Source organism: Chryseobacterium tructae (genome assembly GCF_030409875.1).
In the GTDB taxonomy this organism is placed as follows: domain Bacteria; phylum Bacteroidota; class Bacteroidia; order Flavobacteriales; family Weeksellaceae; genus Chryseobacterium; species Chryseobacterium tructae.
The window spans coordinates 542,596-559,436 of record NZ_JAUFQR010000001.1 but is presented as its reverse complement, the minus strand read 5'-3'; the positions used below and the strand labels follow the sequence as shown (position 1 = coordinate 559,436).

The 16,841-nt window shown below is 36.0% G+C and carries 12 protein-coding genes and 2 pseudogenes; all 14 read right to left on the bottom strand.

What is annotated here, in order from left to right; all coding sequences use genetic code 11:
• Window positions 1–41: 41 nt before the first annotated feature.
• Window positions 42–3,860: pseudogene (rpoB, locus tag QWZ06_RS02620) on the bottom strand (DNA-directed RNA polymerase subunit beta).
• A gap of 448 nt (window positions 3,861–4,308) precedes the next feature.
• A complete protein-coding gene (locus QWZ06_RS02615) occupies window positions 4,309–5,190 on the bottom strand; it encodes a T9SS type A sorting domain-containing protein (protein WP_290295569.1) in 882 nt (293 codons plus the stop codon).
• Window positions 5,191–5,563: 373 nt separating this feature from the next.
• Window positions 5,564–6,772, bottom strand: a complete 1,209-nt coding sequence (locus tag QWZ06_RS02610) for a T9SS type A sorting domain-containing protein (protein ID WP_290295568.1) — start codon at window positions 6,770–6,772, stop codon at window positions 5,564–5,566.
• On the bottom strand, window positions 6,769–8,163 hold the full coding sequence (locus QWZ06_RS02605; RefSeq protein ID WP_290295567.1) for a hypothetical protein: 1,395 nt from the start codon (window positions 8,161–8,163) through the stop codon (window positions 6,769–6,771). Before QWZ06_RS02605 ends, QWZ06_RS02610 begins: the two co-directional genes overlap by 4 nt.
• Before the next feature lie 35 nt (window positions 8,164–8,198).
• Window positions 8,199–8,510 (bottom strand): hypothetical protein, encoded by a 312-nt coding sequence (locus QWZ06_RS02600; RefSeq protein ID WP_290295566.1) that lies wholly within the window; start codon window positions 8,508–8,510, stop codon window positions 8,199–8,201.
• Window positions 8,465–9,328: a phage tail-like protein gene (locus QWZ06_RS02595; RefSeq protein ID WP_290295565.1), complete on the bottom strand. Its 864-nt coding sequence runs from the start codon at window positions 9,326–9,328 to the stop codon at window positions 8,465–8,467. The genes QWZ06_RS02600 and QWZ06_RS02595 overlap by 46 nt, the downstream gene beginning before the upstream one ends.
• A 130-nt stretch (window positions 9,329–9,458) precedes the next feature.
• Window positions 9,459–9,890 (bottom strand): hypothetical protein, encoded by a 432-nt coding sequence (locus QWZ06_RS02590; protein ID WP_290295564.1) that lies wholly within the window; start codon window positions 9,888–9,890, stop codon window positions 9,459–9,461.
• A gap of 318 nt (window positions 9,891–10,208) precedes the next feature.
• Window positions 10,209–10,577, bottom strand: a complete 369-nt coding sequence (gene rplL, locus QWZ06_RS02585) for a 50S ribosomal protein L7/L12 (RefSeq protein ID WP_045501110.1) — start codon at window positions 10,575–10,577, stop codon at window positions 10,209–10,211.
• A 46-nt stretch (window positions 10,578–10,623) separates the two neighbouring features.
• Entirely contained in the window at window positions 10,624–11,211 is a 588-nt protein-coding gene (gene rplJ, locus QWZ06_RS02580; protein ID WP_290295563.1) for a 50S ribosomal protein L10, read from the bottom strand.
• Between the two features lie 17 nt (window positions 11,212–11,228).
• Window positions 11,229–11,920: pseudogene (gene rplA, locus QWZ06_RS02575) on the bottom strand (50S ribosomal protein L1).
• An 11-nt stretch (window positions 11,921–11,931) separates the two neighbouring features.
• Entirely contained in the window at window positions 11,932–12,378 is a 447-nt protein-coding gene (rplK, locus tag QWZ06_RS02570; protein ID WP_045501113.1) for a 50S ribosomal protein L11, read from the bottom strand.
• A 289-nt stretch (window positions 12,379–12,667) separates the two neighbouring features.
• A complete protein-coding gene (locus QWZ06_RS02565) occupies window positions 12,668–14,296 on the bottom strand; it encodes a T9SS type A sorting domain-containing protein (RefSeq protein ID WP_290295562.1) in 1,629 nt (542 codons plus the stop codon).
• A gap of 143 nt (window positions 14,297–14,439) precedes the next feature.
• On the bottom strand, window positions 14,440–15,912 hold the full coding sequence (locus QWZ06_RS02560) for a LuxR C-terminal-related transcriptional regulator (protein ID WP_290295561.1): 1,473 nt from the start codon (window positions 15,910–15,912) through the stop codon (window positions 14,440–14,442).
• A gap of 259 nt (window positions 15,913–16,171) precedes the next feature.
• A complete protein-coding gene (locus QWZ06_RS02555; RefSeq protein ID WP_290295560.1) occupies window positions 16,172–16,840 on the bottom strand; it encodes a hypothetical protein in 669 nt (222 codons plus the stop codon).
• Window position 16,841: the final 1 nt, after the last annotated feature.

Below are 16,841 nucleotides of genomic sequence, written 5' to 3'. Positions count from 1 at the left end.
GAGTGTCATAGTCCGACATCTTGTGTCTGACATCTGATATCTTACTCCTCTAATCTTACGTCTAATCCAAGTCCTTGTAACTCGTGAAGTAATACATTGAATGATTCTGGGATACCTGGTTCAGGCATAGATTCACCCTTAGCAATTGCTTCATAAGTTTTTGCTCTACCAATCACGTCATCCGACTTCACTGTCAAGATCTCTCTCAAGATGTTAGATGCACCGAATGCTTCAAGTGCCCAAACCTCCATCTCTCCGAATCTCTGACCACCGAACTGAGCTTTACCTCCTAACGGCTGCTGAGTAATCAATGAGTAAGGACCGATAGAACGTGCGTGCATCTTGTCATCAACCATGTGTCCTAGTTTCAACATGTAGATAACACCCACTGTAGCAGCCTGTGTAAATCTTTCTCCGGTTCCACCATCATAAAGGTAAGTGTGTCCGAATTTAGGAAGACCTGCTTTCTCTGTATACTCAGTGATCTGATCAAGAGTTGCTCCATCAAAAATTGGTGTAGCGAACTTCATACCCAATTTCTGACCAGCCCATCCAAGAACTGTTTCATAGATCTGTCCGATGTTCATACGAGAAGGTACCCCTAGTGGATTCAATACGATATCTACTGGTGTTCCGTCTTCTAGGAATGGCATATCTTCTTCACGAACGATTCTTGAAACGATACCTTTGTTACCGTGACGTCCTGCCATTTTATCCCCTACATTCAGTTTACGTTTCTTAGCGATATAAACTTTAGCCAACTTCATGATCCCTGCTGGAAGCTCATCTCCGATTGAAATTGCGAATTTCTCACGGTTTTTAACCCCTTGGATATCGTTATATTTGATTTTGTAATTGTGAATCAATTGTTTGATCAATTCATTCTTGTCAGCATCTACGGTCCAATCTGCACCACTAACGTTTACATAATCTTCAACTGAAGTCAATAATTTGTGAGTGAATTTCACACCTTTACCGATGATTTCTTCGTCAAGGTCATTTTGTACCCCTTGAGAAGTTTTACCGCTTACCAGTGTATTTAATTTTTCAATTAAAGTGTTTCTCAACTCATCAAATTTAGCCTTGTAAGTGTTTTCAATCTCTTCAAGTCTAAGCTTTTCTTCAGTTCTTTTCTTTTTGTCTTTAATATTTCTAGAGAACAATTTCTTGTTGATAACAACTCCTCTTAATGAAGAGTCAGCTTTTAGTGATGCATCTTTTACATCACCAGCTTTATCACCAAAGATTGCTCTAAGAAGTTTTTCTTCAGGAGTCGGGTCAGATTCACCTTTTGGAGTAATTTTACCAATCATGATATCTCCAGGCTTCACTTCAGCACCGATTCTGATCATACCGTTCTCGTCAAGATCTTTAGTAGCTTCTTCAGATACGTTTGGAATATCAGCCGTAAGTTCTTCCATACCTAATTTGGTATCACGAACTTCTAATGAATATTCATCTACGTGGATTGAAGTAAACCAGTCTTCACGTACAACTTTTTCGTTGATTACGATTGCATCCTCGAAGTTGTACCCTTTCCAAGGCATGAACGCTACTACTAAGTTTCTACCAAGAGCTAATTCTCCTTTTTCAGTAGCATAACCGTCACAAAGTACCTGTCCTTTTTCCACTACATCACCTACTCTTACGTTTGGTCTTAGGGTAATTGTTGTACTCTGGTTAGTTTTTCTAAACTTAGTAAGTTTATATGTTTTAGTAGCAGACTCAAATTGTACTAAATCTTCGTCTTCGCTTCTTTCATACTTAATAACGATTCTGTCAGCATCTACGTACTGTACAGTACCTGTACCTTCAGCGTTAATTAAGATTCTTGAATCTCTTGCAACTTGTTGCTCAAGCCCTGTACCAACAACTGGAGCCTGTGGCTTCAATAGAGGAACGGCCTGACGCATCATGTTAGATCCCATCAATGCACGGTTCGCATCATCATGCTCCAAGAATGGAATCAATGAAGCGGAAATACCGGAAATCTGGTTTGGTGCAACGTCGATAAGGTTAACCTGAGCTGGTTCAACTACCGGGTAATCACCATCTAATCTTGCAATAATTCTGTCTGTTAAGAAATCACCATTATCACTCAACTCAACGTTTGCCTGAGCAATTACCTTATCTTCTTCGTCTTCTGCATTTAGATAAATAGGATCTGCATTAAGATTAATCTTACCATCTTCTACTTTTCTATATGGAGTTTCGATGAAACCAAGGTTGTTGATTTTTGCATAAATACCTAAAGATGAAATCAAACCGATGTTTGGTCCTTCCGGAGTTTCAATCGGACAAATTCTTCCGTAGTGAGTATGGTGAACGTCACGAACCTCGAAACCTGCTCTTTCTCTTGATAAACCACCAGGCCCTAGTGCAGATAATCTTCTCTTGTGAGTGATCTCTGATAGAGGGTTGGTTTGGTCCATGAACTGAGATAGCTGGTTGGTACCAAAGAACGAGTTGATTACAGACGTTAAAGTCTTAGCATTAACAAGGTCAAGTGGAGTAAAGATCTCGTTATCTCTAACGTTCATTCTCTCCTTGATTGTTCTTGCAATTCTTGAAAGACCTACTCCGAACTGTCCTGCTAATTGCTCACCAACAGTTTTAATTCTTCTGTTTGATAAGTGGTCAATATCATCAACATCAGTTTTTGAGTTTACTAACTCAATTAAGTGTCTTACAATTGCAATGATATCTTCTTTTGTAAGAACTTCAGTTGTAGTTGGGATGTTCAGGCTTAACTTTTTGTTTAGTCTGTAACGTCCTACTTCACCTAAAGAGTATCTCTGCTCAGAGAAGAATAATTTTTCGATGATTCCTCTTGCAGTTTCCTCATCTGGTGGATCTGCGTTTCTTAACTGACGATAGATGTACTCTACTGCTTCTTTCTCAGAGTTAGTAGGGTCTTTTTGTAATGTATTCTGGATGATAGAGAATTCATTGCTGTTTTCTTTGTGAATCAAGATAGATTTCACACCAGCATCCAAGATAAGATCTAAGTGTTCTTTTTCAAGGATTGTTTCTCTGTCTAAGATGATCTCGTTTCTTTCGATAGAAACTACTTCACCTGTATCTTCGTCTACGAAGTCTTCGAACCAAGTGTTCAATACTCTCGCAGCCAATGTTCTCCCTTCTACTTTTTAAGGGCAGCTTTAGAAACTTTCACTTCTTCAGCAAGGTCGAAGATCTGAAGGATATCCTTATCAGATTCGTAACCGATAGCTCTTAATAAAGTTGTTAATGGTAACTTTCTTACGGTCGATATACGCGTACATTACGCTGTTGATATCTGTTGTAAATTCCATCCAAGATCCTTTGAAAGGGATAATTCTTGAATAGTAAAGTTTGGTTCCGTTAGCGTGGTAAGTTTGTCCGAAGAATACACCAGGTGAACGGTGAAGCTGCGTAACGATAACTCTCTCTGCACCATTGATGATGAAAGATCCACTTGGTGTCATGTAAGGAACCGGACCTAAATATACATCCTGAACCACAGTTTGGAAATCTTCGTGTTCCGGGTCAGTACAGTACAGTTTAAGTCTTGCTTTTAGAGGAACTGAATAAGTAAGTCCTCTTTCCACACACTCATCGATTGAATAACGTGGAGAATCTACCAGATAGTCTAAGAATTCTAATACGAATTGGTTTCTTGAATCCGTAATTGGGAAATTCTCTTGGAAAGTCTTGTAAAGAGCTTCTGTCTTTCTGGCTTCAGGAAGTGTATCAAGCTGGAAAAATTCTCTGAAAGACTCGATTTGGATATCCAAGAAGTCTGGAGTTACAATTTTTCCTTTCGCTGATGAGAAATTAATTCTCGGATTTCCTTGAGTTGTTGATTTTGTTTTACTCATAAAACTTTTAAGAAAGGGTTAAAAAATATTTTGATTCATTTAAAAATATCAGAAAGAAGAAAAGAGGAAAGATAAAAGATAAAAGACCTTATAATGTTTGGCGCTATTAGAAATAGTCTTTATTCTTTTTTCTTGATTCTCAAAATCTTATCTCTAACTGCAACACTGGTATATCTTTTCACAGCGTAATGCAAAATATTTTTCTTACTTTTGAGACGGTATTACCCGTAATATATACAAATACGAAAGCCCTTTCATGTTTTTCACAATGAAAGAGTTGATTTTCAATATTTTATAAATTTACAAACAATTTTTCGCGCCAAAAGAGGGGCAAAGATACAAAAAGTTATCCACAATTACAAATAATCTCTCTCATTTTGAGCTCATTAAAAATAAAAAAAACTGCCCATTTTTGAGCAGCCTTTATTAATACTAACTTTTATTATCATTATTTCACAATAACCTTATAAGATTTTACATCTGATCGAGTTTCTATGGTAATGATATAAATTCCCACAGGTAATGCAGAGGTATCAATATCTGTATTTGTAGAGATCTTCCCCGTCTTCAGTACTTTTCCTTCCGGAGAAAGTAAAGTGTAAGCCCCTGCTTCAACAGATGTAATCATTAGGTTCTTTCCTGCTTTTACCGGATTAGGATATATTTTCAATTGATCCTTATTTGTATGAGAGTTATCCGCTACTCCAAGCGTTTGATTATCTTTCTCAACAACATAATAAAGTGAGTTGCTCATATTCAAATCATTCCATTGTCCTGATACCCCCAAAGCATTAGAACCGGAAGGCCAACCACTTAACGCTATTGCTGCTGCATTTTGATTATCAAGATAATTATCCGGTTCCATAATCATTCCTGTACCATTTTCTCTTCCCCAGTTATTGTAACGATTAGAAACAGGCATCCCATTTCCTGATCCTGCAGCACCTTGCCCATTCCAGAAGTTAATGCCCACTCCATCATTATTTCCATCCCAAAGCCAACTCCCTTCCACTACTCTATCTGTTGCTCCTATCCAAACATAAGAGGTACCACCACCATCACTCACAGGTGCATAGGTTGAAGAAATTCCCGAGGAGGTTATAAAATTATAGATCGCATTCTGCTCGTTGGCATCGTTAATCTCAACCAGATATCCACCTCTTTGTACTGCACACAATGCAGCATCATTCCAGTTTTTCAATTCTTTAATAACTTCATATACTTTTCCATTATAAGTATAGGAATTAACATTTGCCGGATTAGCACATTGTGCACTAAAAGAAACGGCCAACCCTGTCGTAAACAGGATCAATAATTTTTTCTGATTCATATTTGTCGTTTTTAAATTAAAAGCTCTTTCAAGCTTACCTAAAATAATAAATCATTAATAAAAAACACAAAATATATCCTATTTACATCAAATCACATGAACCATAAAAAAATGAAATCATAAAAGCTTAAAAAAACAATTATTTTCAATCAAATAAGATTATTAAACCTATTAATTGACTACCCATTATGAGTAATATTTCATACTAAATTTCATTGACAGGTACCAAAATGAACTTCAATATCATAAAATCATAAAGACAGGAAATCTTTTGCTTCGCTTTTATAACAAAAAAGCCTGAGTATAAAACTCAGGCTCATCACTTATATAGTGTCTACCATCTTACCAATGGTTTACAAGATATTTTCTATCATTATTTCACAATAACTTTATAAGATTTTACAGCTGATTTAGTTTCTATCGTAATGATATAAATTCCCGTAGGCAATACAGAGGTTTCAATACCTGTACGTGCAGAGAATTTACCTGACTTAACTACTTTCCCTTCCGCAGAGAATAAAGTATAAGTCCCTTCCTCTGATGCTGTAACCATAAGGTTTTCTCCTGCTTTTACAGGGTTAGGATAGATCTTCACGTCATTAGCTGTTTCTGTTATTTCTGAAGCTTTTGCTGCTTTTCCAGAACTTGCCAATCCGTTTTTCAATAAAGAAGCATATGGGGAAAGTGGAGAATTTGGAGCTCCTCTTTTCACAAGATCTGTATCAACTACAGCCTGAATACCGTCTTTATCATTATCATTAATTGTAGAGATAAACCCTCCGCCCAATGTATCGAGATTAGCTTTTCCGATTTGATACAAATCATAATCAGCACCATTGGAAGTGGTATCCAGGAAGTCCGGAAGATTATCTCCATCTGTATTTTTAATTGGATACTTTAAAGTTCCTGAATCCGGATATGTTTCCAAGATATCGGCTAACCCATTTTTCCCTACTGCAACTCCTTTATCAATAATACCATTATGATCTGCATCAATCTGATTGATCACTGAAATTGGGATACCTGATTCAAACAGATCTAAAATTCCGTCGTTATCAGAATCAAGATCACGATAATTTGGAATAGCATCTCCTAATATTGGAGTAATTAATATATCTCCTTCCAGGTCATCATCTTCAAATTTTGCATTTTTATCAAAATCTTCCATAGAATCTGGAATTCCGTCGTTATCGGAATCAAAATCACACGCATCCACAATTCCATCCCCATCAGTATCTAATGTAGGCGATTTATCATTTACCACAGTACAACCTTCTGCGCAATCCGGAATACCATTACCATTATTATCAATACTATCATCTCCTCCAGGACAACGATCGAAGCAGTTTGGAACTCCATCATTATCATCATCTTTACTGGCAAACGCATTATAGATATAATAATTTTGAGGAATACGAACCGCTGTTCCACTATTGAACGTAATTTTCATTCTGTTAAAAGGTTTTGTAGCCTTTCCTCCTACATAAAATTTATTAGAGTTTGTGGTAAAGAAATTTCCACTGATAAGACTGCCTGAGCTTGTAAAGTTGTCTGTAACCGTATTTCCGTTATATAATGTCACGGTAATATTTCAAGAACACTTACCCCAAGTAGGTTTCCTGCTTTCTCTACGGTAAATCCAGCCATTGTATTAGCAGGAAGCACACTATTACTGCTTACTGTTGCAAATGCAGAAAAGATACTGAAGATAGATGCAGCCGGAATTGTTGCTGTCGCATAATTGGATGGATTGTTATCCACAATGGCCTGTGGATTTGTCATTTTAGCCAAAATAAGACCGAGAAATCCAGGTCCTGATGTCCAGCTAGATCCCGTCACCAAATTTCCAGGAACCGCTGAACCGCTGGTCTGAATTTTATCATCACATTCACAAGAGATAGGCTCCTCAAAAGCATAATACACTTTAAGGGCTCCCAAGTTGAATCCTACAGTCTGAGTAATTTTTAATCTTACTTCATTAAATGGCTTAGTTGTCGTTAAAGTAACTTTTTGCTTTCCTGAACCGTAACCAAGAACTTTGATATTAATTAACCCACCGCCATCTGATAGCTGTTTTGAATCCTGAAGCTGTCCGAATAAATAAGTTTCAATAGTAATATTTTTTAAGAACTCAGCACTCAGTAATTTACCCTGATCATCCGGTTCAATGACAAATCCTGTTCTGTTTCCTGCAGGATATACCTGATTTTTATCTAAAACACCTACTGAATAGGATCCTAATAACCCTATTGGAAGTACAATTTTGCCAAAAGAATTTTTATTCCCATCGCCGATATTTTCTTTATTCTGAACATAAGAAAGAGGAGCAAGGAAACTGCTGCTTCCCGATACATTACCATCTACACCGCTTCCGGCAATAATATCATCACAAATGCCATTATTATCCACAGGTACTTTTACCGGATCAAATGCAAATGCGTAATACACATTCATAGCACTGAATACGGAAAGAACATTCGTCTGATACAATCTCACTTCATCAAACTCTTTAGAAGTCTTAAAGTGCAAGAATATTCTATTTTTACTTCCGCCAAATGCTGGCACAGATAAAAGAGTACTGTTGGTAGTGGTTTCCTGAAGAATACCGTTTTTATAAGTACTAATTCTTAGTGAACTTAAAAGATCAATTGTAATAAAGCTTGTCCCAAGGTCTACATTAAATCCTGTAATATATCCTGCCGGATAAGTAGTATTTTTATTTTTCACAGAGATTCCGTTCCCACTTATTAAGGAAGCAAAATTCCCCATATTTACACTGTTATCCAGGCTGGCATCCACCACCGGATTCATACTTCCATTATAACAGGCCAAACAAATCCCTGAATTGTTTACTGGTTTTGCTTCTACTCCCATCCCACGGATTGGCTCATAGCCCTGCTGCGCAAATACTATTGCAGACATCATCAATGTCATAAGCATTGCAGCTAGTTTCTCGAATAATTTTTTGGTCATTTTTTATTGTTTTATAAGGTTTGTGTTTATTTAAATTAGTATAAAGCTCTCCATACTGTACCGTTACATCCTTCATGTACTTTGGCCGTAGAATTATAACGGAGCGCGCCTTCTTCTTTAGTGGAGCAGCTAGTTCCAGAAGGAGCAATACCTTTCAGCTGAAGAGCAGCTCCTGTTGCAGTATCAGCCGTAGGGATCATGTTAATTCCTAGAATTGTATCCGTTCCGTTCGTTATATTAAAAAATGCATGTGACTTATTAGCATATACTGATTGCCCAGACACTGCCGTTCCTGAAAAACCTATAGCCAGAGCCAGCCCACCAGTCGCTGAACTTGCAGAACCCAACGCAATACTGTTAGATCTACTGTATTCCCACTTCCTATAGCAATTCCTCCTTTATTGTTATGCTGGTTCCCCAACGTAAGCCCTGCTGTACCCGTAACTGTATTAGAATTTCCAAATACAAGATGATTAGCTCCTGATGCATTATTGGAATTCCCAATAATCTTTGCCCCATTCGCCGCCAAATTATCAGCACCAATAGCTACAGCCGGAAAATTAGCATTAATAGCAGTTGCTGTATTATTTCTCCCGATTGCAACATTGGAAGAGGTAGAATTGGTTGCATTATTGGATCCCCAGGAAAAAGCAGCATAAGAGCCTGTCGCATTATTAGAATTTCCTCCTTGCAATGTTCCGTTTACATCAAGTATTGCTTTTACATTTTTTTGAGTGGCTAATACCAGATTCTGTCCATCGCTTGTTCCCAAGTAGTTCCCGGTAGAAATATCTTTCCCCACCGTTGAAGAAGTAGCGACTGTACCACTATTTCCTACCGTACGCCAATTTCCATTTAAACTCCCCCATTTTGTTCCATCAAAATAATAGTAACCAGGTGTTATAACATCTACTGTTTGTCCCGTAGGAGCTGTTTCAGTAGAAGTAACATATACTATTGCTCCAGTGTGAGCAGCAGTATAATTTTTTGCTTTAAGCTGTACTCCCGTAAGTCTTGGTGCAATAACACCATCCAGCTTATTAATGTCTGATGGAAAACCCACCACATCCAAAGTAACCTGAGGTTTATCTGTGTTTATCCCAACCTGTGCAGACATAGTCAGTCCGACAGATAAAAGTGCTAATGTGAATAATTTGCTTTTCATTCTTAGTTTGATATTTGTTGTTTTTTTGTGTTTGTTTTTTTAGAAAGGGCAATCCAATACTTATTTCATTTAAAACATTAAATGAAACGAATTAGAAAATTACCTGGAATTGGAAAATGAGAAATATAGGTTAAGAAATAATATTGTGTTTATCAGGGATCTTAATAATAAATTTAAAACCATCAACCAGTTTAAAGGAGTTTATAGAAAACTTCTTCAACGTGTTAGATATAGTGGTCATTATACTTATGCCATCAACTAGATCTAATAGCCGCCATTTATCCCAGAAAGTGATAATCTTTACTTTATTCATAGAGAATAGAGTATTCTGGTTACTGATAGAGCCTGATAAAGTGTGATTAAATATGGTATATTGAAAATCATCATTCAGTTTTTTATGATGATACGTCCTGCATCCCACAGGGCTTATTAATTCCTGTGAAAATATATCAGATAGCAGGTAAAGATCAGAATCATTGATATCTATATGATGCAGTTCAGAAGTACTGATCGTAGAAGATATAATCCTTGCGTTTAGTCTTCCTACAGTCGACAGTAGCAATAGAAATACTATTTGACCGTAGGAAAGAAAATAATTTCTATCCAATTATGTTGTGTTTTTTGTTAGTACAAATATAATACTTTTTCAAACAAAACAATGTTTTAATAAAAAAAATACACTAAAAATATCAAAACAGAAGAATAAAAATAATATATTACGTTAATTTTTATTAAATAAATAATAATAACAAAATATTATCAAATAGGTCGTAAAAATATTCAAATACATTTAAAAATAAAATGCAAAGTTGATGAGTTTTACCCAATAAAAAAGCCTGAGCAAATGCTCAGGCTTCTTATATTTATAATAAAATTGAAATTATTTCAATTCTACTTCAGCACCAGCTTCTTCTAATTGCTTCTTAAGCGCTTCAGCTTCGTCTTTAGAAACACCTTCTTTGATTGCAGAAGGAGCACCATCTACGATATCTTTAGCTTCTTTAAGACCAGCACCAGTTAAATCTTTTACTAATTTAACGATAGCTAATTTAGAAGCACCTGCAGACTTAAGAATTACGTCGAATTCAGTCTTTTCTTCAGCAGCTTCACCTGCACCACCTGCAGCAACTACTACAGCAGCAGCAGCTGGCTCAATTCCGTACTCATCCTTAAGGATAGTAGCTAATTCGTTTACGTCTTTTACAGTTAGGTTTACTAGCGTTTCAGCTAAATTTTTTAAATCTGACATTGTTGTAATGTTTTTGTTGATTATTTATTTAATTTTTTGAGTATAATTATTCAGCACTTGTTTCTTCAGTGCTTTCTGCAGCAGCTTCTGGAGCTTCAGCAGCAGGAGTTTCTTCAACTACAGGAGCAGCTTCTTCAGCTTTAGCTTCTACAGTTTCAGGTTTGTTTTGAAGAGCAGAAACAACTCTCTGGATTGGAGACTGAAGTAATCCGATGATTTCACCGATCATTTCTTCTCTAGACTTGATGTTAGCCAATGTGTCTAGGTTGTTGTCACCAATATAGAAAGCTTCTTGAACAAAAGCAGACTTTAAAGCTGGCTTTTCTTCTTTCTTTCTGAATCCTTGGATAAGTTTCGCAGGAGCGTTAGCTGTTTCAGCAATCATTAATGCTGAGTTTCCTTTGAAAGATGGGAACATTTCAGAGTAATCTACTCCTTCAATTTGCTCCATCGCTTTTTGTAAAAGTGTATTTTTTACAACTTTCACTTTGATATTTTGCTTGAAAGCCTGTCTTCTGAAATCTGAAGATTTACCTGCGTTCAAACCGTCTAAATCTGCTACGTATACTACTTTTGCATCCTGAAGCAAATCTTTGATCTCTTGTATTGCTACAACTTTTTGGTCTTTTGTCATTGTCTTAAGGATTATTATTAGTTAACAGATTTAGTATCAATTGCAATACCTGGGCTCATTGTAGAAGACAAATAGATAGACTTCACATAAGTTCCTTTAGCAGCAGTTGGCTTCATTTTGATCAATGTAGAGATCAATTCCTGCGCGTTTCTTTGATCTTAGCAGCATCGAAAGATACTTTACCAATACCAGCGTGGATGATACCATACTTGTCTACTTTGAAATCAATTTTACCTGCTTTCACCTCAGTTACTGCTTTACCAATTTCCATAGTTACAGTTCCTGACTTAGGGTTAGGCATTAAACCTCTTGGACCTAATACTCTACCTAATGGACCTAATTTACCCATTACAGCTGGCATTGTAACGATAACGTCAACATCTGTCCAACCATCTTTAATTTTCTGTAAATATTCGTCTAGACCTACATAATCAGCACCAGCAGCTTTAGCTTCTGCTTCTTTATCTGGAGTTACTAAAGCCAAAACTTTAACATCTTTACCAGTACCGTGAGGAAGAGATACAACACCTCTTACCATTTGGTTTGCTTTTCTTGGGTCTACACCTAATCTTACAGCGATATCTACAGAAGCATCAAACTTTGCAGTGTTCACTTCTTTTACAAGAGCTGAACCTTCTTCAAGGTTATAGATTCTTCCTTTTTCTACTTTGCTTAAAGCTTCCTTTTGCTTTTTAGTCAATTTTGCCATTTCTAATAGTTTTAAGCGTTAAAAGTTGGTTTAGTTCCTGTTACTCTTAATCCCATAGATCTAGCAGTACCTGCAACCATAGAAACTGCAGAGTCCATTGTAAAACAGTTAAGATCCGCCATTTTATCTTCAGCGATTTTCTTTACTTGTTCCCAAGTTACAGCACCTACTTTGTTTCTATTTGGTTCACCAGAACCTCCCTTGATCTTAGCTGCATCCATTAACTGGATCGCTGCAGGTGGAGTTTTGATAACGAATTCAAAAGATTTGTCTTCGTATACTGTAATTACTACAGGTAAAACTTGCCCTGGCTTATCTTGGGTTCTTCCGTTAAATTGCTTACAAAACTCCATGATGTTCACACCTGCAGAACCCAATGCTGGACCTACTGGTGGAGAAGGGTTAGCTGCGCCACCTTTCACCTGAAGCTTTACCATTTTAAAGACTTTTTTAGCCATTGTTTGTTTTTTAAATTTGAATAATTAATGAGTTTGGAAGCATTTATTATTCAGTAGGTTATCGCACTCACTTATGACAAGCCTACTTTTTGGACTGCAAAAGTATAAAATATTTTTGAAACTACAAACGGATATTGCTGATTTTTAAAAAGTTTAAAAAAAATAATTGATATTCAGAAGTTCTTATTTCAAATTTTAATCGTAGTAAACATATATCGCTATCCCATCAAGAAAAGGGGAACAGATATCTGCTCCCCTACTTCCCCTTAAACTATTACTATGATGAAAATTACTTCTTAATAAACTTCATACTTCCTTCTTTTTCTTTTACTTTTAGAATAAAAGCTCCTTTTATCAAATCTTTAACATCAATGATCCCCTGTTTCATCAATCCGGATTTCACCAACTGCCCGGCTGTGTTATAAATTTTGAAATCCTGATCTTTCAATCCATCTATATGGATAAAATCTACTGCCGGATTCGGATAAAGTTTAATATTAGATTCTTTTCCTGAAATATCACGGGTTCCCATTGTACCATTAGGCAAAACCAGATTCTGTACATAGATCCCTGAATCTGCTCCTTCTGTATTTTTAGATTCTTTAAACACAATAACTCCTTGTCCGTTTATAGGTTTCAATACAGTTGTATAGGCTTTAGAAGCAGGAAAAGTAGCCATCGGAAGATAGTGTTCAGGCCATTGGAAATCACCATTATCTCTAAGCAGAACAGCATTTAGAGATACATTGAGTGCAGTTCCTTCTTTTTTCTGTACTACAAAATACGGCTGATCATTTACCAATTGTAAATTACTATAATGGAACATCGATGTATTATCTACAGGAAATACTTGTTTGGCATTATCAGTAAATAACCTACTGCCCGAAATTTTATCAAACTTCTGAACAAACTCGCCATTCTCTCCCTGGGAAGATGAACTATAATTTGCAATCGACCAGATGTAAGGAGATCCGGATTCGAAAGCAATTTTCATATCTTTTTCAAAATAAGTCTGATTGGTATCAAAGTCTACTCCGGAAACACCCCATGGAAGAGAACTATCCGGATTAACTCTTTGAAGATATCCGTCGAACCTCATATTTTCACCTGTACTATACCCATAATACACCACATCTCCATCTACAGCTCCTGAATATCTTGCATTATAAGAGGTAGATTTAGCAGTAATCTGCTTAGCACCATCCCACATTAAAGTTCCGTTTTGTAAATTTATTTTATTGGCAAACAAATAGCTTGTCGTTCCAAACGACACTTGTTTATGGAAAATAAGCTCACACACATTCCCTGACAATTTAAAAAGATCGGCTGGAATTGTATTTTTAGCAGGATCATCTGAAATTATCTGAGTAGGATTTGCCCACATAGGCTGTCCGGCAGGATTAAACATCTGTACTTTCGCATATTTTTGACTTGGTGGAAAATATCCCACCACAATATTTCCATCAAGCAGTGGCAAAATTGTAGGTAAATAAGCTTCTCCCAAGCTAATTCCACTCGGCCAAACCGATGTACCATCTGGAGTAATTTTAAAAATATATCCAGGCGTTCCCGCCCCGGTTCCTGTCACACCTATATAAAGATTATCTGATGCATCAACTGCTGTCTTTTCCACAACTGTATAGGTTCCCATTGGAATTTGATCAGAAACTTTAATTCCTTGTGCACCTAGCAGTTTACTCCCATTCTTATCCAGAATCTGAACCCAAAGTTCAAAATTCACAGGTGCCGGTACGTTTTTCCAATATCCTATATATGTCTTTCCATCACTGGTTGTTTCGGCAAAAGAAGATGACCCTGCATTGGTCACCAAGAGATTTTGATCCAACACTGGATTCCATTGTGCTTTTCCAATAAAGCCTATTGAAAGGCTAACAAAAAGAGTAAGTAATTTTTTCATAGTGGTATTGTTTTAAATAGAAGACAAAGGAATACAATGTCTTCCAACCTTATGAAAAATCACACACACAATTACCACATAACGAAACGAAAGCACCACATCATTACCACACACTTAAACACAAACACCTACAAAACAATAAATTACAATTCATTCAAATATTGAGCAAGATCTTCTTTTGTATTGGTAAGATTCATTTTTTTTCTCAAACGGGTTCTTGAATTTTCGATGGTTTTAGGTGTTACATTCAACAAATTTGAAATTTCTTTTGTGGATAGCTTCAGTTTCAGCATGGCCGCCAATCGTTTATCATAATTGGTTAATCCGGGATGTCTACGATCTAGATTTTCATAAAATGATTCATGAATATTCAGGAAATGGTATTCAAAATCTCCCCATGAGTCGTGTTTGGTATTCAGCTTAATGTCGTTGATGATTCTGGAAACTTCATTGATCTCACTATCTTTAAGTTTGGATTTCAAAACATTTACTTGCTCCAGCAGCGATTTAAAGATTTCTTCTATTTTTGATTGTTCCATAGACTTGTACACCAGCATTTTTTCTTTCATCTGATTGTCTATTTCGAGCTGCTTTTCACGGTTTTCTATCAGTTTTTTCTCGAGGCGAAGTTTCTCAGCTTTGTTCCTGAAGTTAACGAGCAGTAAAATACTGATTATCAAAATCAATAGAAGAATAATACCCATGACCACATACAGCATATTTTTTCTATCCTGCTCTATTGTATCGAGCCTTTTCTGGAGTTCATAATCATGCTGTATCTTCAATCGTTCTACATTTACGGCTTTCTCTTCTATATTCAACAGATCCCGAATAGAATCATATTTTCTAAAAGTTTCTGAAGAATGCTTATAATCTTTATTGAGCTCATAAGCCTTATATAAGGTTCTCAAATAATTGGTATTATCAAAGTTGACTCCATCCGTTGTTATATAGTTTCTCACATCTTGAGCATAATGCAAAGCTTTGACTGGATTTTGTGTTTCGATATAGAAGTTGGCCAGGTTATAATTGACCTGGTAGTTTGATTTATGATCTTCAATAGAATTTTTCTTTAGAATATTAGCAGCTTCCAATAAATAATCTTCTGCTTTGATATTGTTTCCTTCCAAAAAATTAAGCTTCCCAAAGTTTGAAAAAACAAAAGCTTTTAAAACCGGATTATCATATGTTTCAAAAGTCTTCAAACCTTCTTCAAAATAATATCTGGATGAATCCAATTTCGATAAAACAAGGTAAGCGTTTCCTAAATTATTAAGAGCTTTAATGGTTTCTACCTTTCGTTTTTGTTTCTGATAAAAATTCAAAAGTTTCTTATAATAAGTAATGGCTTTTTTGGTATCATTAAGTTGTGAGTAGGTGTAAGCAAAAATTCCATCTATTTTGGCCACTTTTTCTGCATCCTTATCCAAAAACAGATGATAGGCCTTATTGGAATAATTTAATGCAAGATCAAAGTAATTGACATCGCTGTAAATTTTTGCTGCTTCCAGATAAAAATCTCCCAAATCATGATCAGCAACACTTTTTCTTGCTTGCTGTATATTAACTTCGGCCTTTTTCCAATCTTTGTACTTGAGCTCATCGGCAGTATTCATATAGTGTTTATATTCTTTCTTCTGTCCAAAACACAGGACAAATGATAATAACAACCATATAAAAGGCAATCGTTTCCCCATTTTTAGTATAATTCCATATAAAATTATAAAATCATTTGAGAAAACAATAAATAATGATCAATTACACCTAATAAACTAAAACATATTTCACATACTATGTGATGATAATTACAATAAAAAGCCAGACTACTCTTCAATAGTCTGGCTTTTCCCTTATACTTTTTTGTATTTTGCTGTTTTAAAACCCGGAAGGTTTATCAATCGTTTGGGCTGATCCATCACTTCCCTTCAGGTCTGCATTAATATCATTAATATTATGCTTTGTGATAAGCCTTTTATAAGCCATCAGATAAAGGTCTACGGTAAAATTATTGTAAGTTCTGGATGGACCGCCTGATATATTGGCAATAATTCTACTGTCTGTAAATTTTGCTCTGATATGCCAGGTTCCATTACTTTTAAATGCTACTACATCTGGAGATCCTTGTTTGTTATCATTTACTCCATTGTCTCCATAATCAAGCATAACATTGGTATTCCCATTATTAAGCTTAAAAGAATAATTATGAAGCACAACCAGGAAATTATTGGCATCTATTTTAGTATCATAATCTGCAATTCCCGCCCCAGAAACATTGGTAAGGGTAAGCTTTATATAGTTGAATAAGCCGCTGCTTTCCAAATTTGGATCATAGAGCTGTAATGCATTTTCTGATGTTGCCAAGAAGCTTCCTCCCGTCATTGTCGGTTCTCCCGGATTTCTAAGATATAGAGAATTGGTATATGTTTTTCCGTTTACATCGAGTGTTTCTGTGGGTTTATCTGTTTTGATTCCCACTTTACCAGTCTGGGCATTAAAAAAGACACCCAGCCCTATCATCATCGTAATATAAATTTTTCTTATCATG

What these genes read in the sequence shown, in the direction of transcription:
- rplL (WP_045501110.1), bottom strand. Translation starts at nt 10,577, where the DNA reads ATGTCAGATTTAAAAAATTTAGCTGAAACGCTAGTAAACCTAACTGTA.
- QWZ06_RS02595 (WP_290295565.1), bottom strand. Translation starts at nt 9,328, where the DNA reads ATGAAAAGCAAATTATTCACATTAGCACTTTTATCTGTCGGACTGACT.
- QWZ06_RS02555 (WP_290295560.1), bottom strand. Translation starts at nt 16,840, where the DNA reads ATGATAAGAAAAATTTATATTACGATGATGATAGGGCTGGGTGTCTTT.
- rplK (WP_045501113.1), bottom strand. Translation starts at nt 12,378, where the DNA reads ATGGCTAAAAAAGTCTTTAAAATGGTAAAGCTTCAGGTGAAAGGTGGC.
- QWZ06_RS02565 (WP_290295562.1), bottom strand. Translation starts at nt 14,296, where the DNA reads ATGAAAAAATTACTTACTCTTTTTGTTAGCCTTTCAATAGGCTTTATT.
- QWZ06_RS02615 (WP_290295569.1), bottom strand. Translation starts at nt 5,190, where the DNA reads ATGAATCAGAAAAAATTATTGATCCTGTTTACGACAGGGTTGGCCGTT.
- QWZ06_RS02605 (WP_290295567.1), bottom strand. Translation starts at nt 8,163, where the DNA reads ATGACCAAAAAATTATTCGAGAAACTAGCTGCAATGCTTATGACATTG.
- rplJ (WP_290295563.1), bottom strand. Translation starts at nt 11,211, where the DNA reads ATGACAAAAGACCAAAAAGTTGTAGCAATACAAGAGATCAAAGATTTG.
- QWZ06_RS02560 (WP_290295561.1), bottom strand. Translation starts at nt 15,912, where the DNA reads ATGAATACTGCCGATGAGCTCAAGTACAAAGATTGGAAAAAGGCCGAA.